Origin of the sequence: Streptomyces sp. V2I9 (assembly GCF_030817475.1) — a bacterium.
In the GTDB taxonomy this organism is placed as follows: domain Bacteria; phylum Actinomycetota; class Actinomycetes; order Streptomycetales; family Streptomycetaceae; genus Streptomyces.
The window spans coordinates 2,749,371-2,769,935 of the sequence record NZ_JAUSZJ010000002.1; the positions used below are offsets into that span (position 1 = coordinate 2,749,371).

Consider the following 20,565-nt stretch of genomic DNA (forward strand, 5'->3'; position numbering starts at 1 on the left):
GCCACGGCGCCGCTCACTTCCGGTACAACTCCTCGATCTCCGCCGCGAAGTCCCGTGCTATCGCGTCCCGCTTCAGCTTCAGCGACGGGGTCAGGTGGCCCTTCTCCTCCGTGAAGTCCACCGGCAGGACCGTGAACTTGCGGATCGACTCCGCGCGGGAGACGAGGCGGTTGGCCTCGTCCACCGCCTTCTGGAGCGAGGTGCGCAGCTCCTCGTCGTGGATCAGGTCCCGCATCGGGACGTCCTGCTTCTTGGTCATCTGGCGCCAGTGCTGGATGCCGTCCGGCTCCAGGGTGATCAGCGCGGTGATGAACGAGCGGTTGTCGCCGACCACCATGCACTGGCTGATCAGGGGGTGGGCGCGCAGCCAGTCCTCCAGCGGGGCCGGGGTGACGTTCTTGCCGCCCGAGGTGATGATGATGTCCTTCTTGCGGCCCGTGATCGTCAGGTAGCCGTCCTCGTCCAGCGCGCCCAGGTCGCCCGTGGGGAACCAGTCGTCGGGCAGGAGGGCGGGGGTCACCTCCGCCCGGTCGCCGTCCCAGTACCCCCGGAACACCTGGCCGCCCTTGAGCATCACCTCGCCGTCCTCCGCGATGCGCACCGCGTTGCCGGGCAGCGGCCAGCCCACGGTGCCCAGGCGGGGTTTGAGCGGCGGGGTCACCGTGTGGGCGGCCGTGGTCTCCGTGAGCCCGTACCCCTCGAAGATGCTGATGCCCGCGCCCTCGTAGAACGCGGCGAGCCGGCGGCCCAGCGGGGAGCCGCCGCAGATCACGTACCGGACCTTGCCGCCCAGCGCCGCCCGGATGCGGCGGTAGACGAGCGGGTCGTAGAGGGCGCGGGCGGCGCGCAGCCCGAGGCCGGGCCCCGGACCCGTACCGTGTTCGGCGGCCTCGACCGCCTTGCCGTAGCGCTGCGCGATGCGGGCCGCCCGGTCGAACGAGGAGGCCCGGCCCATCTTCTCGGCGGTCGCCCGGCCCGTGTTGTAGACCTTCTCCAGGACGTACGGGATGGCGAGGAGGAAGGTCGGGCGGAAGCCCGCCAGGTCGGCCAGCAGGTCCTCCGTCTGGATGGAGGGGGCGTGGCCCAGGCGCACCCGCGCCCGCATGCAGCCGATCGCCACCATGCGGCCGAAGACGTGCGAGAGGGGGAGGAAGAGCAGCGTGGAGGCCGGATCCTTGGAGACCGACTTGAAGACGGGGTGCAGCAGTTCGATCGCGTTGTCGACCTCGGCGAAGAAGTTGCCGTGGGTCAGGACGCACCCCTTAGGGCGGCCCGTGGTGCCCGAGGTGTAGATCAGGGTGGCCGGGGTGTCCGGCGACAGGGCGGCCCGGCGGGCGGACACCGCCGCGTCCGGCACGTCCTTGCCGAGGGCCTTCAGGTGGCCGATCGCCCCCGTGTCGAACTGCCACAGGTGTGCCAGGTCGCCGAGTTGCTTGCGCTCCTGGCTGATCAGCCGGCCCTGTTCCTTGGTCTCCACCGCGCAGGCCACCGCGCCGGAGTTCTGGAGGATCCAGCGGGCCTGGAACGCGGAGGAGGTGGGGTAGACGGGGACCGTCACCAGCCCGGCCGCCCACGCCGCGAAGTCCAGCAGCGTCCACTCGTACGTCGTCCGGGCCATGATCGCGATCCGGTCCCCCGCCCGCAGCCCCTCCGCGATCAGGCCCTTCGCCACCGCCAGCACCTCGGCGGCGAAGTCGGCGGCGCCGACGTCCTGCCAGACGCCCTCGGCGTCCTTGCGGCTGAGGACCGGGTCCGCCGGGGCCTGTCGTGCGTTGTCGAACGGGATCTCGGCGAGCGAGCCGCTCCGCACGGCCGGGGCGAACTCCGGTACGGAGACCTCCTGGACCCGGCCGTCCGGGCCGCGCTTCTTCGTCGGTTCGACCAAAACAGGTCCGGGGGGCGTGGTGGTCGCGGGGGCGGAAGATGGCGTAGACACGTGCGGCTCCTCGGTCGGGGGGTCGGGCGGGTCGGTGCGCCGGTTCGTCCGTCCGGCAGGGGACCGGCACAGGGCCGGCGAGAGGCCGGCACAGGGCTCGCGGAAGGCCGGCAGGGGCAGGGGGGAGGCAACGGGTCAGGGGCGCTCCAGGATCGCCGTCACCCCCTGCCCGCCCGCCGCGCAGACCGAGATCAGGCCGCGCCCCGGCCCCTCCCGTTCCGCCAGGAGTTTCGCCAGCGTCGCCACGATCCGGGCGCCCGTCGCGGCGAAGGGATGGCCGGTGGCCAGGGAGGAACCGGCCACGTTCAGGCGCTCGCGGTCCACCGGGGCCAGGCCCTGCTTCTCCCAGGCGGCGAGGGTGGCCAGCACCTGGGAGGCGAACGCCTCGTGGATCTCGACCAGGTCGAAGTCCTCGATCCCCAGCCCGGCCCGCTCCAGCAGGCGGGGCACCGCGTACGCGGGGGCCATGAGGAGGCCGTCGTCGCCGTCCACGTAGTCCACCGCGCCCGTCTCGTACAGGGAGAGGTACGCCAGCGGTTCGAGGCCGCGCTCACGCGCCCACTCCTCGCTCGCCAGCAGGACCGTCGCCGCGCCGTCCGTCAGCGGCGTCGAATTGCCCGCCGTCATCGTCGGGTCGGGTCCGGAGGTCCCGAACACCGGCTTCAGGGCGGCGAGTTTCCCGACCGTCGACCCCGGACGCAGGTTCTGGTCGCGGTCCAGGCCCCGGTACGGGACCACCAGGTCGTCCAGGAAGCCCCGTTCGTACGCGGCGGCCAGCCGCTGGTGGCTCGTGGCGGCCAGCAGGTCCTGGTCCTCGCGGGTGATCCCCCAGCGGCGGGCGGTCACGGCGGCGTGCTCGCCCATCGACAGGCCCGTGCGGGGTTCGGCGTTGCGCGGGATGTCCGGGACGAGGTGGCGGGGGCGTACGGCGGACAGGGCCTTCAGGCGGGCTCCGGCCGACTTCGCGCGGCGGGCGGCGAGCAGGATGCGGCGCAGTTCGTCGTTGACGCCGAGCGGGGCGTCGCTGGTGGTGTCGGAGCCGCCCGCGACGGCCGAGTCGACGGAGCCGAGCGCGATGGTGTTCGCGGCGGCGACGACCGCCTGGAGGCCGGTGCCACACGCCTGTTGAATGTCGTAGGCCGGGGTACGAGGATCGAGGGCGGAGCCGAGGACGGTCTCGCGTGCCAGGTTGAAATCGCGGCTGTGCTTGAGGACCGCGCCCGCCACGAACGCCCCGACGCGCTCCCCGGCCAGACCGTACCGCTCCACCAGGCCGTCGAGCGCGGCCGTCAGGAGGTCCTGGTTGGAGGCGGTCGCGTACGGGCCGTCGGAGCGGGCGAACGGGATGCGGCTGCCGCCGATCACCGCGACGCGGCGCGGCTGCGGCACGGGGAGCGGAGTCCACGGGCGCGTCATCGTGACCCTCTCGTCTCGGTAGGTCCGGGATCGTTCATCTCGACCAGCTCCTGACTCTTGAGTAACCTTACTCAAGAGTAAATCTACGACCGAGCAGGGAGTCAGGACAATGGCCGATCGCTATCTGCACCTCACCGGCACAGCACCCGGCCGCTTCCTCACCCGCCGGCTCGGCCTGCCACAACCCGTCCCACTGCGCCGCTGGAGCCGTGAAACACCGCGCCTGGACGGGCCGTTGCTGCATCTGGCCGCCGGGGAACCCGCGATCGGGGACGAGCTGGCGAAGGCGCTGGCGACCACCGGCCTCACCGTGGAGGCGCGGGCCGAGCGCCCCGCCGGGATCGTGCTGGACGCCACCGGGGTCACCTCCGCGCGGGGCCTCGCCCAGGTGCACGCGGCCCTCCACCCGGTCGTACGGTCGCTCGCTCCCGGTGGCCGGATCGTCGTCATCGGCACGCTCCCGTCCCCCGAGGACCACCACCAGGCCGCTGCCCAGCAGGCGTTGGAGGGCTTCGTCCGGTCGCTGGGGAAGGAGATCGGGCGTGGCGCGACCGCGCAGCTGGTGCGCCTCCCGGCCGGTGCCGCGCCGGTGGCCGCCGAGTCCACCCTCCGCTTCCTGCTCTCCCCCCGCTCCGCCTACGTCAGCGGCCAGGTGATCGAGCTGACCGACGCCGCACCGGACCCCGTGGCCGACCACGACGCCCCGCTCGCCGGCCGGACCGCCCTGGTCACCGGCGCGGCGCGGGGCATCGGCGCGTCCGTCGCCTCGGTACTGGCCCGCGACGGGGCCCGGCTGATCGTGCTGGACGTGCCCGGGGCCCAGGACGACCTGGTGCGCACCGCCGACCGGCTCGGGGCGACCGCGCTGCCGCTGGACATCACGGCACCCGACGCCGCCGCCCGCATCGCCGCCGCCGCACCGGACGGGCTCGACGTCCTCGTCCACAACGCGGGCATCACCCGCGACCGCCGACTCGCCAACATGCCGGCCGAGCGGTGGGCGCAGGTCGTCGAGGTCAACCTCGACAGCGTGCTCCGCACCACCGACGAACTGCTGGCCTCCGGCACGCTGAACCGGGGCGGGCGGATCGTGGCCACCGCCTCCATCGCGGGCATCGCGGGCAACAACGGCCAGACGAACTACGCGGCCAGCAAGGCCGGGATCATCGGCCTGGTCCGCTCGCTCGGCCCGCGCGCCGCCGCCGAGCACGGCGTCACGGTCAACGCGGTGGCCCCCGGGTTCATCGAGACGAAGATGACCGCCGCCGTGCCGCTCCTCATCCGCGAGGCGGGACGGCGGATGAACTCCCTCACCCAGGGCGGACTTCCGGTGGACGTCGCCGAGACGGTCGCCTGGTTCGCGCAGCCCGGCTCCGCCGCCGTCAACGGCCAGGTGCTGCGCGTCTGCGGCCAGAGCCTGCTGGGGGCGTGAGCGCGATGACCTCACTCAGCGCGTCGCTCCTGCGCGGGGCCCTCCTCTCCCCGCTCAAGGACGCCGGACGCCCGGACACCACCCTGCCGCCGGTCCGCCTCACCCGCCCCGCCTCGCCCGTCGCGCCGGGACCCCTCGCCGCGTACAGCGGGATCTGCGGGTTCGCGGAGTCCGGGGAGCTGCCGCTCACCTATCCGCATGTGCTGGCCTTCCCGGACACCATGCGGCTGATGACCGGCCGGACCTTCCCGCTGCCGGTGCTCGGGCTCGTCCACACCTGGATGGAGATCACCCCGCACCGGCCGGTGCACCGGGAGGAACAACTCCAACTCACCGTTTATGCGGAGGCGTTGAGTCCGCACCGCAGGGGCACCGAGGTCACGATGACGACCGAGGCGCAAGTGGCCGGGGAGCTGGTGTGGGCGTCCCGCAGCGGCTATCTCTCCCGCCACGCGACCCGCCGCCCGGCGACGGACGCGGCGCCGGCCGCCCCGGCGACGGACCCGGCGGCGCACCCGGTGAGCCCGTCCCCCACTGCCCCCGAGGAGCTGCCCGCCCGCGCCGAGTGGATGCTCCCCGGCGACCTCGGGCGGCGGTACGGGGCCGTCTCCGGGGACCGCAACCCGATCCATCTGCACCCCCTGACCGCCCGGCTGTTCGGCTTCCCCCGTGCCATCGCGCACGGCATGTGGACGGCCGCCCGCTGCCTGGCCGAGGCCACCGACCCCGGCGGCATCCGCACCGTACGGGTCGAGTTCAGGGCCCCTGTCCTGCTGCCGGCCACCGTGACGTACGCGGCCGACGCCACCGGCCACGCCTTCGCGCTGCGCGGGCCCGGAGGGCGCGTCCACCTCCTGGGGTCGGTGACCCGGTAGGTCCGGAGCTCCGGCCCCCGGACCGGCACGGAACCGTCCGGTCCGCGCCCCGTCCGGGGGCCGGACCGCGTGCATGTGACACTCCCCCGAGGGCTCCCCCGCCCGCTCCGGCCGGTCGTCGCCGACCCCGGCCGGGGAGCACATGCGCGAGAAGGCAGGTCCGGTACCGGTGGACAGACCCAGCGCGGTCGAGCGCGCTCTGCGCGAAGCCGCGCCCCACGAGATCTTCGACGTCATCCGCTCCCTGGTCGAACGCCGGCACGGCGCGCTGACCGTGGACCTGCTGCTCGTCGACTACGCGATGACGAGGCTGCAGCCCGTCGGGGTCCTTCCCCGCACCCGCTCACCGGTCCCGGTGCACGACAGCGCTCCGGGCCGCGCGTTCGGAGCGCAGGAGCCGTACTGCGTGCACGACCGTGCGGCGGCCACGGTGACGGTGCACCTCCCGGTCAGCGTCCGGGGGGACCGGCTGGGCATCCTCAGCGTCACCCTCCCGGCGTCCGGGGACGGCGGGCCGGCGGCGGACGTGCTGGCGGACCTCCAGGACTGCGCCGACGCGCTGGCGCACGAGGTGGTCGTCGCGGAACGCGACACCGACCTCTTCCTCCAGGCACGGCGGGCGGAACGGCTGACCCTGGCCGCCGAGATGCAGTGGCAGCTCCTGCCCGGCCGCTCCTGCGCACGGGCGGAGTACAGCCTCGGCGCGCAGCTGGAGCCCGCCTACGCCATCTTCGGCGACAGCTTCGACTGGTCGGCCTCGGCCGACGACCTGTACGTGACCGTCAGCAACGGCATGGGCGAGGGCATCGACGCCGCCCTGCTGACGAACCTCTGCGTCAACGCGCTGCGCAACGCCCGCCGCGCCGGGCTGAGCCTGAGCGACCAGGCGTACCTGGCCGACCAGGCGGTGTACGGGCAGTACGGCGGGGACCAGTACCTGTCGACGCTGCTCTTCCGCTTCCACCTGCCGACCGGGGAGGCGGAGGTCGTCGACGCGGGGTCACCGCGGGTGTGGCGGGTGCGCGAGGGGGTGGTGGAGCCGATCGAGTTCGAGGCGCAGATGCCGCTCGGGATGTTCGAGGACACCGACTACGTCGCGCAGCGCTTCCGGGTCGAGCCCGGTGACCGCCTGCTGTTCATCAGCGACGGCGTCTACGACGCGCTGTCCCCGGCCGGCGAGAAGTACAGCCTCCGGGCCCTGGCCGCGTCGATCAACAGCACGCGGCTGCTGCCCGCCCCGCAGGTGCCCCGCGTGATGCTCCAGGAGCTGCTCGGCCACCGGGGGTCCGGCCCGGCGGCTGACGACTCCCTCGTGATGTGCCTGGACTGGCACGGCCGCCCGGCTCCCTGAGCCCGGCGGGACCGTGACGGGGCCCGCGGCCGGCCTGCCCGTTCGGTGGCGCGTGTGTGGCCGCCCGGTGAAGGCTCTGCGACCTTCCGGCCGGGGAGACCCCCGCCGGGAGGGGGCCGGGTTGCCGGGCGGGGACCGCGTGGGGGATGGTTGCCTGAAGGCAATCGTCTAGTTGATGAGGTGAGGGGTCCGCCCAGCGGGCCCTCGATATTTGGCTTCCACCCAAGAGCGAACCTTTGTGGACGAGCACCCGGACTTCTCCTGGGGCCGGGCCCCGTATCCGGTGCTGATCGCCGATGCCCGGGGAGCCGTGGTGCGCTGCAACGACGCGGCGGAACCTCTGCTGCCCGCCGCCGCCCCCGGAACGCCCCTCGCGGACGTGGCCCCGGACTGGCTCCGCGACGCGCACGCCGAGCTGTGCTCCCTCGGCCCGCACGCCGCCCCGGCCACCGGCCGGTCGGCGGCCGGTGACATCGACGGGCGGCACTTCGAGGCCCACCCGACGGTGCGGGACGACGGCTCGGTCGCGTGGTGGCTGGTGGACGACACCGACCTCCAGCTCGTCCGGACGGCGCTGCGCAGGGAGCGGGAGCGCAGCGCGTTCCTCGCGAAGGCGTCCACGGTCCTGCTGTCCTCCCTCAACCTTGAGCGCTGCATGGACGCGGCCGCGCGGATGGCCGCCGAGAGCCTCGCCGACGCGGCGCTCGTGATAGCTCCGGCGCGCGGCCGGCGGCTGCCCGTGGTGACCTGCGTGCGCGGCGGCGAGCCCGAGACGACCACGGTGACGGTCGTCCCCGACTCCGTACCGGGGCTGGGAGAGGCGCTGCGCGGTTTTCCGCCGGTGCCCTCGCGGTGGATCGACCCCGGCGCGGCCCCCGCGTGGATGGTGCCCGAGAGCATGGGGCCGGTCGGCTCGATCGTGATCACCCCCCTGCCCGGCCACGGCGTCCCCGCCGGGGCCCTCATCCTGCTGCGCAAGGCCGAAGGCTCCGTCTTCAGCGAGGAGGAGGAGATCTTCGCCCGGCTGTTCGCCGCCCGCGCGGGAGCGGGCATGTCGGCCGCGCGGCTGTACGCGGAGCAGAGCTCGATCAGCGACCTGCTGATGCGGGAGCTCCTGCCCCCGCCCCTGCACCGGATCTCCGGGGTGGACTTCGCCGGCGGCTACCGGCCCTCGGCCGACCACGAACGCATCGGGGGCGACTTCTACGACGTGCACCCGGCGGCCGACGAGGGTGACGCCTCCCTGGTCCTGCTCGGGGACGTGTGCGGCAAGGGCCTGGAGGCCGCCGTGCTGACGGGCCGGATCCGCAACACGCTGCACGCGCTGCTGCCCCTGGCCGACGACCACCAGCGGATGCTCGGCCTGCTGAACACCTCGATGCTCAGCTCCCACCACACCCGCTTCGCGACCATGGTCCTGGCCTCCGCCGTACGCCGTGGCAGCTCCGTGGAGCTCAAGCTCACCAGCGGCGGCCACCCCAGCCCGCTGATCGTCCGCACGGACGGCACGGTCGAGGTGGCCGCCACCCAGGGCACGCTGATCGGGGCCATCCCCACCATCGCCTGCACCACCGTCACGGCCTCCCTGGCGCCCGGGGAGTCGTGCGTCCTGTACACCGACGGCATCACCGAGGCCAAGGGCGGCCCGATGGGCGACGAGCTGTTCGGGGAGGAGCGGCTCAGGCGCGCGCTCGCCGGATGTGCGGGCATGCCCGCCGAGGGGGTCGTGGAACACGTGCAGATGCTCGCCGGCCAGTGGCTGGGCGGCCGCCCGCACGACGACATGGCCGTCGTCGTGATCTCCGCGCCCCGCACCCACCACCTGAGCGCGGTGAACGGGCACACGCGGGGCAGGTTCACCGCATGAGCACGAGCACCCCGTCCCGCCTGTCCGACGCCGAACACGCCGAGCGGGCGGCGCAACTGCTGTGGGACGCCGTCTCGGCCGGGGACGAACACACGGCGGGCGAACTCGTCCACCGCCTCCTCGACGAGGGGACCGACCCGGAGAGCGTCCTGCTGGACGTGATCGCCCGCGTGCAGGCCCGCGTCGGCGAGGAGTGGGCGGCCAACCGGATCAGCGTCGCCCAGGAGCACGCGGCGACCGCTGTCAACGAGCGGGTCGTGGTCGCGGTGAGCATGCACCCCGCCGCCCGCACGACCGCCACCCGCGGCAGGATCACCGTGGCCTGCGTGGACGGCGAATGGCACGGACTGCCCGCCCGGCTGCTGGCCGAGGTCCTCAAGCTGCGCGGCTGGCGGGTCGACTACCTCGGCGCGCAGATACCCACCCCGCACCTGATCGTCCACCTGCACAGCACCAGCGCGGACGCGGTGGCGCTCTCCAGCTCGATCCCCACCCGGCTGCCCACCGCGCACGCGGCGATCACGGCCTGCCAGGCGATCGGTGTCCCGGTCCTCGTCGGCGGGGCCGCGTTCGGGCCCGACGGCCGGTACGCGAAGCCGCTGGGCGCCGACGCCTGGGCCCCCGACGCCCGCGCCGCCGCCGACCTCCTCGCCGGGGAGCCGCTGCCCCGTCCGGAGCCGGGCCACCAGCAGTACGACGTCCTGCCGCACCTGGCCGACCAGGAGTACACACTGGTCTCCCGCAGCGGGGGCGCACTCGTCCGCCAGGTCTTCACCGCGCTGGAGGACGCCTTCCCCGCGATGCGCTCCTACGACGACGTGCAGCGTGAGCGCACCGCCGAGGACCTCGCCCACATCGTCGAGTTCCTGGCCACCGCCCTCTACCTCGACGACGAGGAAGTCTTCACCCGGTTCATCGCCTGGACCGCACGCATCCTCGTGGCGCGGGGCGTACCCGCGTCGAGTCTGCCGCCGGCCCTGGATCTCCTGGCCCGCGAGCTCAAGGACTTCCCCAGGGCCGTCCGCATCCTCCGGGCCGGAACCGGGGCCCTCGCCACCGACCCCTCCACCGCCGCCGGGAACACCGTATGACCACGTACCCCGAGCACCACCTCCGGCTGACCACGGTCGACGAGCAGGACAGCGTCCGGATCGAGCTCCACGGAGACCTCGACTACGACAACGCCGACCTCCTCGTGCGGGAGGCCACCGCCTGTCTGGACGCCCGGCCGGCCCTGATCGATCTGCATCTGCGGTGCGCGGATGTCGGCGCGGTCGACTCCATGGGCCTGTGCGCCCTGCTGATGATCGCCCGTCGCACCGGCGAGGCGGGGGTGCGGCTGCATCTGGACGACCGGCCCGTGCGGCTGGAACGGCTCCTGGTCATCACCGGTACGCTGGCCCACCTCACGGCCCCACCACCGCCCCGGCCCCTGGCGCACCCGGCCGCCGAGGAGAGCACCGGGACGGCCCGTCCGGCAGGACCGGACAGCATCACCTGAGCCACTGCCCGGTGCCCCACCGGGGAGAAGCACCCATCGACGGGCAACCATGACCGCACCAGAGGGCGCCGCCGGGGCCCGGCAGGAGCCGGCCCGCGCCGCGAGTTCGATCGTCGAGCTCCTCGACGTGATGTGGGACCACGCCAGGAACGCCACCACGGGTATGAGCGCGCCCGGCTCCACGTCCCAGCTCCGCCTGATGTACGTCGTCGACGGCGAGGAGGGCGTACGCATGCGCACCGTGTGCCGGCGCCTCTCCTCCGCGGCGCCGACCGTGACCCGCATGTGCGACCGTCTGCAGGCCATCGGCTTCCTCGAACGCCTGCCGTGCCCGGGCAACGGCCGTGAGGTCGCCCTCCGGCTCACCGCCGCGGGCAGGGAGCACCTGCACCGCATCCGCGCCCAGCGCGACACCGCGCTCCACCGGGCCATAGCGAACATGTCCCCGGACGAACGCCGCGCCCTCGCCCTGGGGCTCGCGGGGCTGCGGGCCCGGCTCGACCCCGCCCGGGGCGGAGAACACCCCGCCCCCGGCGCCTCCTCGGCGGCCTGAGGGACGCGGGCGGGCGACCACGTCCCCTCGGGCCGCCGGACGCGGACGCGACCGGCTCAGCCGGCCGGCGGGGTCCACGGGCGGGCGTGCATCAGGTTCCCCAGGCCCGCCCAGGCGAAGTTCATCAGGGTCGCCGCGGCCTCCCGCGCCGAGACGTCCGGGGTGTCGTTGGCCCAGCCCGCCAGCGACTCCGCCGCGCCCACCAGGGCCTGCGCGAGGCCCGCCACGTCCCGGTCGGCGAGCGCGGGGTCGCTGTGCGCCTCGCGGGCGGCGGCCCCGATCAGGCCCGTCACGAACGCGACGATCTCGTCCCGCATACGGCCGACCTCGCTGACGAACGGTTCACCGTGCGACCGCGCCTGACGGTGCAGCACCGACCAGGCGTCCGGGTTCTCCGCGGTGTGGACGAAGAAGGCCCGCAGCCCCGCCCAGAGCCGGGCGTCGGCGGGCAGCCCCGGATCCACCCCGGCCCGCACCGCCTCCAGCAGGGCGTTCGCCTCGCGCTTGATGCAGGCGGAGAACAGGTCCTCCTTGGAGTTCAGGTACAGGTAGACCAGCGGCTTGGAGACCCCCGCCAGTTCAGCGATCTCGTCCATGGAGGCGGCCCGGTAGCCCCGTCGGCCGAAGGTCCGCACCGCGGCGTCCATCATCTGCCGTTCGCGCACGGCGCGCGGCATCCGCTTGCCCTTCACAGCACCCATGTCCGGTTCCTCCCCCGCCCCCGCTGCCCTGCTCCCCGTCCACCCTACGGCGGCGGGGGCCCCGCTGCTGGACGGCCCGGACCCGGACCGCCCCGAGGCGGTCCTGCGGCGCCCCTGACCGTACGGAGCCGGGGCGGACGCGACAGCGCCCCCGAGGCCGTCCCGTACGGGGTACGGGGTGGCTCGGGGGCGCCGTCGGGTGTGCGGCGGTGCTACGCGGTGGCGGGCACCGCGTCGCGGGCGTCGTCGCGGTCGGCGTCCCGGTCCTGGTCGCTCCGGCCGGCGTCGTCGCCGAAGGAGTCGATCGGGGAGGCCGAGGCGGAGTCGTACGCGTCGTGGTCGAGGATCTTCTCGCGGGCCGCGACGATCACCGGGACCAGCGCCTGGCCGGCCACGTTGGTGGCGGTGCGCATCATGTCCAGGATCGGGTCGATCGCCATGAGCAGGCCGACGCCCTCCAGCGGGAGGCCCAGCGTGGACAGGGTGAGGGTCAGCATGACCGTCGCACCCGTGAGACCGGCGGTGGCCGCCGAGCCGATCACCGAGACGAAGGCGATCAGGAGGTAGTCGCCGATGCCCAGCTGCACGTCGAAGATCTGCGCGATGAAGATCGCCGCCAGCGCCGGGTAGATCGCGGCGCAGCCGTCCATCTTGGTGGTCGCGCCGAACGGCACGGCGAAGGAGGCGTACTCCTTCGGGACGCCGAGCCGCTCGGTGACGCGCTGGGTGACCGGCATGGTGCCGACCGAGGAGCGGGAGACGAAGGCGAGCTGGATCGCGGGCCAGGCGCCCTTGAAGAACTGGAGCGGGCTGACCTTGGCGACGGTGGCCAGGAGCAGCGGGTAGACGCCGAACATCACCAGGGCGCAGCCGATGTAGACGTCGGCGGTGAACGTCGCGTACTTGCCGATGAGGTCCCAGCCGTAGTCCGCGATGGCGTAGCCGATGAGGCCGACGGTGCCGATCGGGGCGAGGCGGATGACCCACCACAGGGCCTTCTGGAGCAGCTCCAGGACCGCCTGGCTGAAGGTGAGGATCGGCTTGGCCTTCTCACCGAGCTGGAGCGCGGCGATACCGGCGACGGCGGCCATGAACACGATCTGGAGCACGTTCAGCTCGGTGAACGGCGTGATCACGTTGTCCGGGACGATGCCGGTCAGGAAGTCGATCCAGCTCCCCTTGGTCTCGGAGAGCGCGCCGTCCTTCGGCGTGAGACCCGTGCCGGAGCCCGGGTTGGTGACCAGACCGATCCCGAGGCCGATGGCGACCGCGATCAGGGAGGTGATCATGAACCAGAGCAGCGTGCGGGTCGCCAGCCGGGCGGCGTTGTTCACCTGCCGCAGGTTGGTGATCGACACCAGGATGGCGAAGAAGACCAGCGGGGCGACGGCCAGCTTCAGCAGCTGGACGAAGAGCGAGCCGATCTCGTCGAGGGTGGTGACGAGCCAGCCGAGGTCCTGGCTGCGGGCCAGCCAGCCGAGCAGCACACCGAGGATGAGGCCGACGATGATCTGGACCCAGAACGGGACCCTGGGTATACGGGGGCGGGAACCGGGACCGGAGCCGGCGGGCTGCTCGGCCTCCGGGGCGGTGGACGCGGGGGACGCGGACACGGACACACTCCAACGGGGATCGCATCGGGACGCACGGGGTCATCCGCGCGGTCGTGCGGTGGAACGGGGACAGGGTCGCGGCGCCCGCGTCAGGGGCGGCGCCGCTGCATGATGCCGTATCAGACGTTGCGGCAACAGACCGCGGACATACAGCGGCAGAGATCGACGTGCAGGCGCGCCACGAGCGGGATGCCCGCGGCATGGCGGAGGCGCACTGCTGTCTTCATGTCGAATACGTTAACACTTGAACTTTGAGGAACTCAAAGCATTGCTTTGCCCCGTGGGTGGCGCCGACCCCGCCGCACGGTGGCCGCGGAACGCCGAGGGCCCCGTACCGGAGCGGTCTGCTCCGGTACGGGGCCCTGCGGGAAGGCGGTACGCGCGGCGCGCGCGTGTGAGGAAACTTACTGGACCGCGTCCTCGCGGGTGCGGTTGGCGTCGAGGCGTGCCTTGGTGCGGTCGACCGTGGTGACGATCTGCTCGGACATCTCGTCGCGCTGCTTGCGCAGCAGCACATAGCTGAGCGGGGCGGAGAGGACGAGGCCGAGGAGGATCACCCAGACCACGTTGGAGCCGCCGAGCCCCGAGGGGATCAGCCCGAAGTGGACGGCGACACCGGCGACGAAGAAGCAGCCGACGAAGATCAGCAGGCGCAACGCCGTGTAACGGATCAACGCGCTCGGCTTGGCAGCGGACACGGTGGGCCCTCTCTTCCCATGAACTCTGGACACGCTTCTGCCCGTCCAGTGAAGCATGGCCCGAATTCTCTCGGTTCAGGGGGTTCCCGGACCCCCGAGAGCCCCGGCCGGGACGGCGGCCGGGGCTCTCGGACGGAACGGGGTGCGGTGCGCGTCAGACGCGCATCGGCTGCGGCGACTCGCGCCGGTCCGGGTCGGGGCCCGGATACTCGCGCAGGATCTCGTACCGGGTGTTCCGCTCGACCGGCCGGAAACCGGCGTCGCGGATCAGGTCCAGCAGGTCGTCGCGGCCGAGCTTGTTCGGCGTGCCGAAGTCGTCGGCGTCGTGCGTGATCTTGTACTCGACGACCGAGCCGTCCATGTCGTCCGCACCGTGCTGGAGCGCGAGCTGGGCGGTCTGCACGCCGTGCATCACCCAGAACACCTTGACGTGCGGCACGTTGTCGAAGAGCAGCCGGGAGACCGCGAAGGTCTTCAGCGCCTCCGCGCCGGTCGCCATCGTGGTGCGCGCCTGGAGCTTGTTGCGGACCTTGCCGTCCTTCATGTCCACGAAGTCGTGCTGGTACCGCAGCGGGATGAAGACCTGGAAGCCGCCGGTCTCGTCCTGCATCTCCCGCAGCCGCAGCACGTGGTCGACGCGGTGGCGGTGCTCCTCGATGTGCCCGTAGAGCATCGTCGCGGGGGTCTTGAGCCCCTTCTCGTGCGCGAGGCGGTGGATGCGCGACCAGTCCTCCCAGTGGGTGCGGTGGTCGACGATGTGCTGGCGGACCTCCCAGTCGAAGATCTCCGCGCCGCCGCCGGTCAGCGATTCGAGACCGGCCTCGATCAGCTCGTCGAGGATCTCGGAGGCCGACAGCCCGGAGATCGTCTCGAAGTGGTGGATCTCCGTCGCCGTGAACGCCTTCAGCGCCACGTTCGGCAGGGCTTCCTTCAGCGCGCTGAGCGAGCGCGGGTAGTAGCGCCACGGGAGGGTCGGGTGGAGCCCGTTGACGATGTGCAGCTCGGTGAGGTTCTCGCCCTCCATCGCCTTGGCGAGGCGGACGGCCTCCTCGATGCGCATCGTGTACGCGTCCTTCTCGCCTGGCTTGCGCTGGAACGAGCAGTACGCGCACGAGGCGGTGCACACGTTGGTCATGTTGAGGTGCCGGTTGACGTTGAAGTGCACGACGTCGCCGTTCTTGCGCGTCCGCACCTCGTGGGCCAGCCCGCCGAGCCACGCCAGGTCGTCGGAGGCGTAGAGGGCGATCCCGTCCTCGCGGGTCAGCCGCTCGCCGGCCCGGACCTTCTCCTCCAGCTCGCGCTTGAGTCCCGCGTCCACTAGGGCGCCTCCCATTTCTCCGTGTTCCAGACTCCGCCCCACGGTACTCCCCCGCCCTCCGGCGGGGGCGACCCCCCGTGCGGCGGGAGCGCGGGCCTACGACTCCTCGGGAAGCTCCCCGACCCGGTTCTCCCACTTGGTGGAGAGCACGATCGTGGTCCGGGTCCGCGAGACGCCCTTCGTGCCGCTCAGCCGCCGGATCGTCCGCTCCAGGCCGTCCACGTCGCCCACCCGGACCTTGAGCATGTAGGAGTCGTCGCCCGCGATGAACCAGCAGTCCTCGATCTCCGCGAGGTCCTTCAGCCGGTGGGCCACGTCCTCGTGGTCGGCCGCGTCGGAGAGCGAGATCCCGATCAGCGCGGTCACCCCGAGCCCCAGCGAGGCGGAGTCCACGGTGGCGCGGTAGCCGGTGATGACTCCAGCGGTTTCCAGCCGGTTGATGCGGTCGGTGACGCTGGGCCCGGAGAGCCCCACCAGCCGCCCCAGCTCGGCGTACGAGGCCCTGCCGTTCTCCCTGAGGGCCTGGATGAGCTGCCTGTCCACCGCGTCCATATGACTGAAACCTTCCATTGTTCAGCAGTACCGCGAGTTTACGTGTAGAATCTAAGGCATGCAGGGCCCAAGCCCTACAGATCTTCTAGAACATCCAAGAAAAGCTTTCGAATCTTCAGGAGTGAACTTCACCGTGTACACGATCGAGATGGCCTACGCCCGGATGCGCGAGCTGCAGGACCTGGCCAACCGCTCGCGTGCCCACCAGCCCGCCGCCGCGCACCGCGTCGACAAGACCCGCTCCCCGCGCGCGCACAAGAAGCGCTGACCCCGACACCACCGGACCGCGGGCCTCGGCCCTAGCGGTCCTCCGGGCGGGAGCCGCCACCGAGCTCTCCTTCCCAGCGGCGGTACAGGCGGTGCGGCACGCCCGCCGCGTCCAGCACCCGCCCCGCGACGAAATCCACCAGGTCCTGGATGTGCGTCGCCCCCGCGTAGAACGCCGGAGAGGCGGGCAGCACGATCGCGCCCGCCTCGTCCAGGGCCACCATCTGCTTCAGCGTCTGGCCGCTCAGCGGGGTCTCGCGCACCGCGACGACGAGCGGACGGCGCTCCTTGAGCGTCACGCTCGCGGCCCGCTGGAGCAGGTCCTTCGACAGACCGAGCGCCACTCCGGCCACACAGGCCGTCGAGGCCGGCACGATGAGCATCCCCCGCGCCGGGTACGACCCGGAGGACGGCCCGGCGGCCAGATCACCGGCCGGCCAGTGGCGTACGCGTTCCAGTTCCGCCTCCCCCACCGCGAACGCGTCCGGCTTCCCGTCGGCGCCGCGTTCCAGCCAGACCCGCAGGTCATCGCGCCAGTGCCCGTCCCGGAACGCGATGCCGTTCTCGTCCAGCAGGGTGAGCCGCGAGGCCCGGCTCACCACCAGGTCCACGCTCTCCCCGGCCGCCAGAAGCCCCCGCAGGACGGCGGCCGCGAACGGGGTACCCGAAGCGCCGGACACCCCGACAATCCAAGGCCGCCGCTGCTGATGAGTCACTGAAGTCCTGGATTCCACACCCGCGAGCCTATCCGGCACGCCCCCGCGCCCGGCACCCGGAACCGGACGGCCGCCGCGGACGTTCGACCGGGAGACGGGCAACCCCGGGGCGAGGGGACACACCATGGGCGATCACCGGACCACCGGCCACACCACGGGCCACGGCGCCACCGGCTCCGCGCGGGCGCTGACCGCCGGGCTCCTGATGGCCGGCTGGGTGGCCCTGCTCTGGGTCCTCGAAGGGATCGACCAGGCCACGGGGAACGCCCTGGACACCTACGGCATCAGCCCGCGCGAGACGGCCGAGCTGCGGGACGTGGTGCCCGCCGCGTTCCTGCACAGCGGCTGGGAGCACCTGGCCTCCAACACCGTCCCGCTGCTGGTCCTCGGCTTCATCGCCGCCCTCGCCGGGCCGCGCCGCTTCGCCGCCGTCGTCCTGACGGTCGTGCTCGCCGGCGGCCTGGGCGTCTGGCTGACCGCCCCGGCGCACACGATCACCCTCGGCGCGTCCGGCGTGGTCTTCGGACTGCTGGGCTATCTCCTGGTCCGCGGCTTCGTGGACCGCCGTCCGTGGGACGTCCTCATAGGCATCGGCGTCGCCGTGGTCTACGGCTCGCTGCTGTGGGGCGTCCTGCCGACCGACTCCGGCGTCAGCTGGCAGGGCCACCTCTTCGGCCTCCTCGGCGGGATCGCGGCGGCCTTCTTCTTCCGCCGCCCGCGCCGCGCCCCGGACCACCTGGTCACGGTCTGACGGCCTGCCGCACGAGAGGCTCTACGGAGTCAGGCCCCGCACCAGCAGGTCCAGCAGCGCGCAGGCGAACAGCGCGATCCCGATGAACCCGTTCACCGAGAAGAACGCCCGGTTCAGCCGCGACAGATCGTGCGGCCGCACCACCCGGTGCTCGTACACGAACGCCGCCGCGACGATCGCCATGCCGATCCAGTAGAAGACCTCGGCGTCCGTGGCCAGCCCGAACCACACCAGCAGCCCGGTCGTGATCACGTGGCACACCCGCGCGCCCCACAGCGCCGCCGGAATCCCGAACCGCGCCGGGAACGAGTGCACCCCGTGCGCCCGGTCCGCGGCCACGTCCTGGCAGGCGAAGATCAGGTCGAAGCCGCCGATCCAGATCCCCACGGCCAGCCCGAGGATCACCGCGTCCCACGACCAGCTCCCGGTCACCGCCAGCCAGGCCCCGATGGGACCGATGGCCTGCGCGAGCCCCAGGATGGCGTGCGGGAAGTTCGTGAACCGCTTGCCGTACGGGTAGACCACCATCGGCACGACGGCGACCGGCGCGAGCGCCAGGCAGAGCGGGTTCAGCAGCGCCGCCGCGCCCAGGAAGACGGCCAGCGCGACGATCGCCCCGGTCCACGCGGACTTCACCGACACCGCGCCGGTCACCAGCTCACGGCTCGCGGTGCGCGGGTTGTGGGCGTCGATCTCCCGGTCGATGATCCGGTTGGCGGCCATCGCGAACGTCCGCATGCCCACCATCGCCAGGGTGACGATCAGCAGGACACCCCAGTGGATCGTGCCGTCCATCCGGAACATCGCGGTCAGCGCGGCGATGTACGCGAAGGGCAGCGCGAAGACCGAGTGCTCGATCATCACGAGCCGCAGGAACGCCTTGATCTTGCTGTCCGATGGCGCGGGCCCGGGGACGGACGCCGCCTCTGCCGCACTGCTCACAGCCCGTATTCCTTCCAGCGGCGGTCGACCTTCGCCGCCGTCTCCGGGTCGGAGACGACCATCTCCGGCCAGCCGCCGTCACGGGTGTACCCCTCGGTGGGCAGCTTCTTCGTGGCGTCGATGCCCGCCTTGCCGCCCCAGAACTGCTGGTACGAGGCGTGGTCCAGGTGGTCGACCGGCCCCTCGGTGACGGTCAGGTCGCGGGCGTAGTCGGTGTTGCCCAGCGCCCGCCAGGCGACCTCGTGCAGATCGTGGACGTCGCAGTCGGAGTCGACCACCACGATCAGCTTGGTCAGCGACATCATGTGCGCGCCCCAGATGGCGCTCATCACCTTCTGGGCGTGCTTCGGGTACTTCTTGTCGATCGAGACGATCGCGCAGTTGTGGAAGCCGCCCGCCTCGGGGAGGTGGTAGTCCACGATGTCCGGCACGATGATCTTCAACAGCGGCAGGAAGAACCGCTCCGTGGCCCGGCCCAGCGGCCCGTCCTCGGTCGGCGGCCGGCCCACCACGATGGACTGGAGCAGCGGCCGCTTGCGCATGGTGACGCAGTCGATGGTCAGGGCGGGGAACGGTTCCTGCGGGGTGTAGAAGCCGGTGTGGTCCCCGAACGGGCCCTCCGGCAGCATCTCGCCCGGCTCCAGCCAGCCCTCGATGACGACCTCCGCCTGCGCGGGGACCTGGAGCGGCACGGTCCTGCAGTCGACCATCTCGATCCGCTTGCCCTGGACGAACCCGGCGAAGAGGTACTCGTCGATGTCTCCGGGCAGCGGCGCGGTGGAGGCGTACGTCACGGCGGGCGGGCAGCCGAAGGCGATGGCGACGGGCAGCCGCTCACCGCGCCGGGCGGCGACCTGGTAGTGGTTGGCGCTGTCCTTGTGGATCTGCCAGTGCATCCCGATGGTGCGCTTGTCGTGGCGCTGGAGCCGGTAGAGGCCCAGGTTCCGGACGCCGCTCTCGGGGTGCTTGGTGTGGGTGAGGCCGAGGTTGAAGAACGAGCCGCCGTCCTCGGGCCAGGTGAACAGCGCGGGCAGCTGGTCCAGGTCGACGTCGTCGCCGGTCAGGACGACTTCCTGGACGGGCGCGTCGGCGGACTTCACCTTCTTCGGCGGCACGTGCACCATCGAGCCGAGCTTCCCGAAGGCTTCCCGTACGCCGACGAAGCCCTGCGGCAGCTCCGGCTTGAGGAGCCCGCCGATCTTGTCGCTGATGTCGCTGTACGCCTTCAGCCCCAGCGCCTTGAGGAGACGCCGGTCGGTGCCGAAGACGTTCATGGCCAGGGGCATCGAGGACCCCTTGACGTTCTCGAACAGCAGGGCCGGACCGCCGGCCTTGTTGACCCGGTCGACGATCTCGCCGACCTCCAGGTGGGGGTCGACCTCGACCTTGACGCGCTTGAGATCACCATCGCGCTCAAGAGCCCGGAGCAGGGAGCGAAGATCGTCGTAAGCCATGCGGTCCAGTTTGTCATCCCCGCCCCCCGCGGCCGGGCCGGGGCTCCCCCGACCCGGCCGCGTCGAGAGGTCCGGGCGGCCGCCCGGCGGGGCCCGCGTACGCCCGGGGAGGAGTCCGGGGCGTACGCGCCCGACGGGGCGCAGGAACGTCCCGCGACAGGTCCGCGGGCCCCGGAGCCTTCCCGCCGAGCCGGTACGCTGGCGGCGATACGGGGCAGTCGTCCCGCCCGCCGCCACCTCCTGGGGGACGCACCATGAGAGCCCTGATGTTTCTCGTGCCGCTGGCTCTGACGATCTACGCGTTCATCGACTGCCTGAACACCTCCGAGGAGGACACCAAGCATCTGCCGAAGATCGCCTGGGTCTTCATCATCCTGCTGTTCTGGATCGTCGGCCCGATCGTCTGGCTGATGGCCGGCAAGGCCCGCCGCACCACGGCCGGGCCCGGTTCCTGGCAGCGGAGCAGGCGGCAGCAGTGGGTGGCCCCGGACGACAACCCGGACTTCCTGAAGTCCCTCAAGGACGACAGGAAGCCTGAGGCGGAAGCCGAGGAGGAGCAGGGCCCCCGCGACGGTACGAACCCCGACGACAGGACCCCGCCCGCTTCCTGACGGCCCGCGCA

The 20,565-nt window shown here is 72.4% G+C and carries 20 protein-coding genes; 10 read left to right on the plus strand and 10 right to left on the minus strand.

Annotated elements, in window-relative coordinates; genetic code table 11:
* Window positions 1–13 precede the first annotated feature (13 nt).
* Together QFZ71_RS11955 and QFZ71_RS11960 are read right to left on the minus strand one after the other, a co-directional pair.
* Window positions 14–1,936 (minus strand): long-chain fatty acid--CoA ligase, encoded by a 1,923-nt coding sequence (locus QFZ71_RS11955; RefSeq protein ID WP_307668226.1) that lies wholly within the window; start codon window positions 1,934–1,936, stop codon window positions 14–16.
* Between the two features lie 135 nt (window positions 1,937–2,071).
* Window positions 2,072–3,352: an acetyl-CoA C-acetyltransferase gene (locus tag QFZ71_RS11960; protein WP_307668227.1), complete on the minus strand. Its 1,281-nt coding sequence runs from the start codon at window positions 3,350–3,352 to the stop codon at window positions 2,072–2,074.
* 109 nt (window positions 3,353–3,461) lie between these two features.
* Here QFZ71_RS11960 and QFZ71_RS11965 point away from each other — a divergent pair, with 109 nt between their 5' ends.
* The 7 genes from QFZ71_RS11965 to QFZ71_RS11995 all read left to right on the plus strand — a co-directional run bounded on the left by QFZ71_RS11965 (window position 3,462) and on the right by QFZ71_RS11995 (window position 10,931).
* The gene (locus QFZ71_RS11965; protein WP_307668228.1) at window positions 3,462–4,784 is read left to right on the plus strand and encodes a 3-oxoacyl-ACP reductase; all 1,323 of its coding nucleotides are present in this window, start codon (window positions 3,462–3,464) and stop codon (window positions 4,782–4,784) included.
* Between the two features lie 5 nt (window positions 4,785–4,789).
* Entirely contained in the window at window positions 4,790–5,659 is an 870-nt protein-coding gene (locus tag QFZ71_RS11970) for a MaoC/PaaZ C-terminal domain-containing protein (protein WP_307668229.1), read from the plus strand.
* Between the two features lie 169 nt (window positions 5,660–5,828).
* On the plus strand, window positions 5,829–7,010 hold the full coding sequence (locus QFZ71_RS11975; protein ID WP_307668230.1) for a PP2C family protein-serine/threonine phosphatase: 1,182 nt from the start codon (window positions 5,829–5,831) through the stop codon (window positions 7,008–7,010).
* A gap of 283 nt (window positions 7,011–7,293) precedes the next feature.
* Entirely contained in the window at window positions 7,294–8,877 is a 1,584-nt protein-coding gene (locus QFZ71_RS11980) for a PP2C family protein-serine/threonine phosphatase (protein WP_307671426.1), read from the plus strand.
* Window positions 8,874–9,968: a B12-binding domain-containing protein gene (locus QFZ71_RS11985; protein WP_307668231.1), complete on the plus strand. Its 1,095-nt coding sequence runs from the start codon at window positions 8,874–8,876 to the stop codon at window positions 9,966–9,968. The genes QFZ71_RS11980 and QFZ71_RS11985 overlap by 4 nt, the downstream gene beginning before the upstream one ends.
* Window positions 9,965–10,378, plus strand: a complete 414-nt coding sequence (locus tag QFZ71_RS11990; protein WP_307668232.1) for an STAS domain-containing protein — start codon at window positions 9,965–9,967, stop codon at window positions 10,376–10,378. The genes QFZ71_RS11985 and QFZ71_RS11990 overlap by 4 nt, the downstream gene beginning before the upstream one ends.
* 49 nt (window positions 10,379–10,427) lie before the next feature.
* A complete protein-coding gene (locus QFZ71_RS11995; protein ID WP_307668233.1) occupies window positions 10,428–10,931 on the plus strand; it encodes a MarR family winged helix-turn-helix transcriptional regulator in 504 nt (167 codons plus the stop codon).
* Window positions 10,932–10,987: 56 nt separating this feature from the next.
* Here QFZ71_RS11995 and QFZ71_RS12000 read toward each other — a convergent pair whose 3' ends face one another.
* The 5 genes from QFZ71_RS12000 to QFZ71_RS12020 form a co-directional block, all read right to left on the minus strand.
* Complete coding sequence (locus QFZ71_RS12000; protein WP_307668234.1) at window positions 10,988–11,632, minus strand: TetR/AcrR family transcriptional regulator; 645 nt, start codon at window positions 11,630–11,632, stop codon at window positions 10,988–10,990.
* 212 nt (window positions 11,633–11,844) lie between these two features.
* Window positions 11,845–13,245 carry a dicarboxylate/amino acid:cation symporter gene (locus QFZ71_RS12005; protein ID WP_307668235.1) on the minus strand — a complete coding sequence of 467 codons (1,401 nt, stop codon included), beginning with the start codon at window positions 13,243–13,245 and terminating at the stop codon, window positions 11,845–11,847.
* 404 nt (window positions 13,246–13,649) lie between these two features.
* Entirely contained in the window at window positions 13,650–13,943 is a 294-nt protein-coding gene (locus QFZ71_RS12010) for a DUF4229 domain-containing protein (RefSeq protein WP_307668236.1), read from the minus strand.
* 154 nt (window positions 13,944–14,097) lie between these two features.
* Window positions 14,098–15,261, minus strand: coding sequence for an aminofutalosine synthase MqnE (gene mqnE, locus QFZ71_RS12015; protein WP_307671427.1), 1,164 nt, complete (start codon window positions 15,259–15,261; stop codon window positions 14,098–14,100).
* Between the two features lie 96 nt (window positions 15,262–15,357).
* Window positions 15,358–15,813 (minus strand): Lrp/AsnC family transcriptional regulator, encoded by a 456-nt coding sequence (locus tag QFZ71_RS12020; protein ID WP_031053457.1) that lies wholly within the window; start codon window positions 15,811–15,813, stop codon window positions 15,358–15,360.
* Between the two features lie 121 nt (window positions 15,814–15,934).
* Between QFZ71_RS12020 and QFZ71_RS12025 the strand changes: the two genes are divergently transcribed.
* Window positions 15,935–16,081 (plus strand): hypothetical protein, encoded by a 147-nt coding sequence (locus tag QFZ71_RS12025; RefSeq protein ID WP_164216548.1) that lies wholly within the window; start codon window positions 15,935–15,937, stop codon window positions 16,079–16,081.
* 31 nt (window positions 16,082–16,112) lie between these two features.
* On the opposite strand, the gene QFZ71_RS12030 is transcribed toward QFZ71_RS12025, so the two are convergent.
* A complete protein-coding gene (locus QFZ71_RS12030; RefSeq protein ID WP_307668237.1) occupies window positions 16,113–16,796 on the minus strand; it encodes a UbiX family flavin prenyltransferase in 684 nt (227 codons plus the stop codon).
* Between the two features lie 124 nt (window positions 16,797–16,920).
* Between QFZ71_RS12030 and QFZ71_RS12035 the strand changes: the two genes are divergently transcribed.
* Window positions 16,921–17,547, plus strand: coding sequence for a rhomboid family intramembrane serine protease (locus QFZ71_RS12035; protein ID WP_307668238.1), 627 nt, complete (start codon window positions 16,921–16,923; stop codon window positions 17,545–17,547).
* A gap of 21 nt (window positions 17,548–17,568) precedes the next feature.
* On the opposite strand, the gene mqnP is transcribed toward QFZ71_RS12035, so the two are convergent.
* Window positions 17,569–18,489 carry a menaquinone biosynthesis prenyltransferase MqnP gene (mqnP, locus tag QFZ71_RS12040; RefSeq protein ID WP_307668239.1) on the minus strand — a complete coding sequence of 307 codons (921 nt, stop codon included), beginning with the start codon at window positions 18,487–18,489 and terminating at the stop codon, window positions 17,569–17,571.
* Window positions 18,486–19,943 (minus strand): menaquinone biosynthesis decarboxylase, encoded by a 1,458-nt coding sequence (locus QFZ71_RS12045; RefSeq protein WP_307668240.1) that lies wholly within the window; start codon window positions 19,941–19,943, stop codon window positions 18,486–18,488. Before QFZ71_RS12045 ends, mqnP begins: the two co-directional genes overlap by 4 nt.
* Before the next feature lie 266 nt (window positions 19,944–20,209).
* Between QFZ71_RS12045 and QFZ71_RS12050 the strand changes: the two genes are divergently transcribed.
* Window positions 20,210–20,554: a PLD nuclease N-terminal domain-containing protein gene (locus QFZ71_RS12050; RefSeq protein WP_307671428.1), complete on the plus strand. Its 345-nt coding sequence runs from the start codon at window positions 20,210–20,212 to the stop codon at window positions 20,552–20,554.
* Window positions 20,555–20,565: the final 11 nt, after the last annotated feature.

Excerpts from the sequence above, each read along its gene's own strand:
- QFZ71_RS11960 (WP_307668227.1), bottom strand. The coding sequence starts at position 3,352 with ATGACGCGCCCGTGGACTCCGCTCCCCGTGCCGCAGCCGCGCCGCGTC.
- QFZ71_RS11965 (WP_307668228.1), top strand. The coding sequence starts at position 3,462 with ATGGCCGATCGCTATCTGCACCTCACCGGCACAGCACCCGGCCGCTTC.
- QFZ71_RS11970 (WP_307668229.1), top strand. The coding sequence starts at position 4,790 with ATGACCTCACTCAGCGCGTCGCTCCTGCGCGGGGCCCTCCTCTCCCCG.
- QFZ71_RS11985 (WP_307668231.1), top strand. The coding sequence starts at position 8,874 with ATGAGCACGAGCACCCCGTCCCGCCTGTCCGACGCCGAACACGCCGAG.
- QFZ71_RS11990 (WP_307668232.1), top strand. The coding sequence starts at position 9,965 with ATGACCACGTACCCCGAGCACCACCTCCGGCTGACCACGGTCGACGAG.
- QFZ71_RS11995 (WP_307668233.1), top strand. The coding sequence starts at position 10,428 with ATGACCGCACCAGAGGGCGCCGCCGGGGCCCGGCAGGAGCCGGCCCGC.
- QFZ71_RS12000 (WP_307668234.1), bottom strand. The coding sequence starts at position 11,632 with ATGGGTGCTGTGAAGGGCAAGCGGATGCCGCGCGCCGTGCGCGAACGG.
- QFZ71_RS12020 (WP_031053457.1), bottom strand. The coding sequence starts at position 15,813 with ATGGACGCGGTGGACAGGCAGCTCATCCAGGCCCTCAGGGAGAACGGC.
- QFZ71_RS12035 (WP_307668238.1), top strand. The coding sequence starts at position 16,921 with ATGGGCGATCACCGGACCACCGGCCACACCACGGGCCACGGCGCCACC.
- QFZ71_RS12045 (WP_307668240.1), bottom strand. The coding sequence starts at position 19,943 with ATGGCTTACGACGATCTTCGCTCCCTGCTCCGGGCTCTTGAGCGCGAT.
- QFZ71_RS12050 (WP_307671428.1), top strand. The coding sequence starts at position 20,210 with ATGTTTCTCGTGCCGCTGGCTCTGACGATCTACGCGTTCATCGACTGC.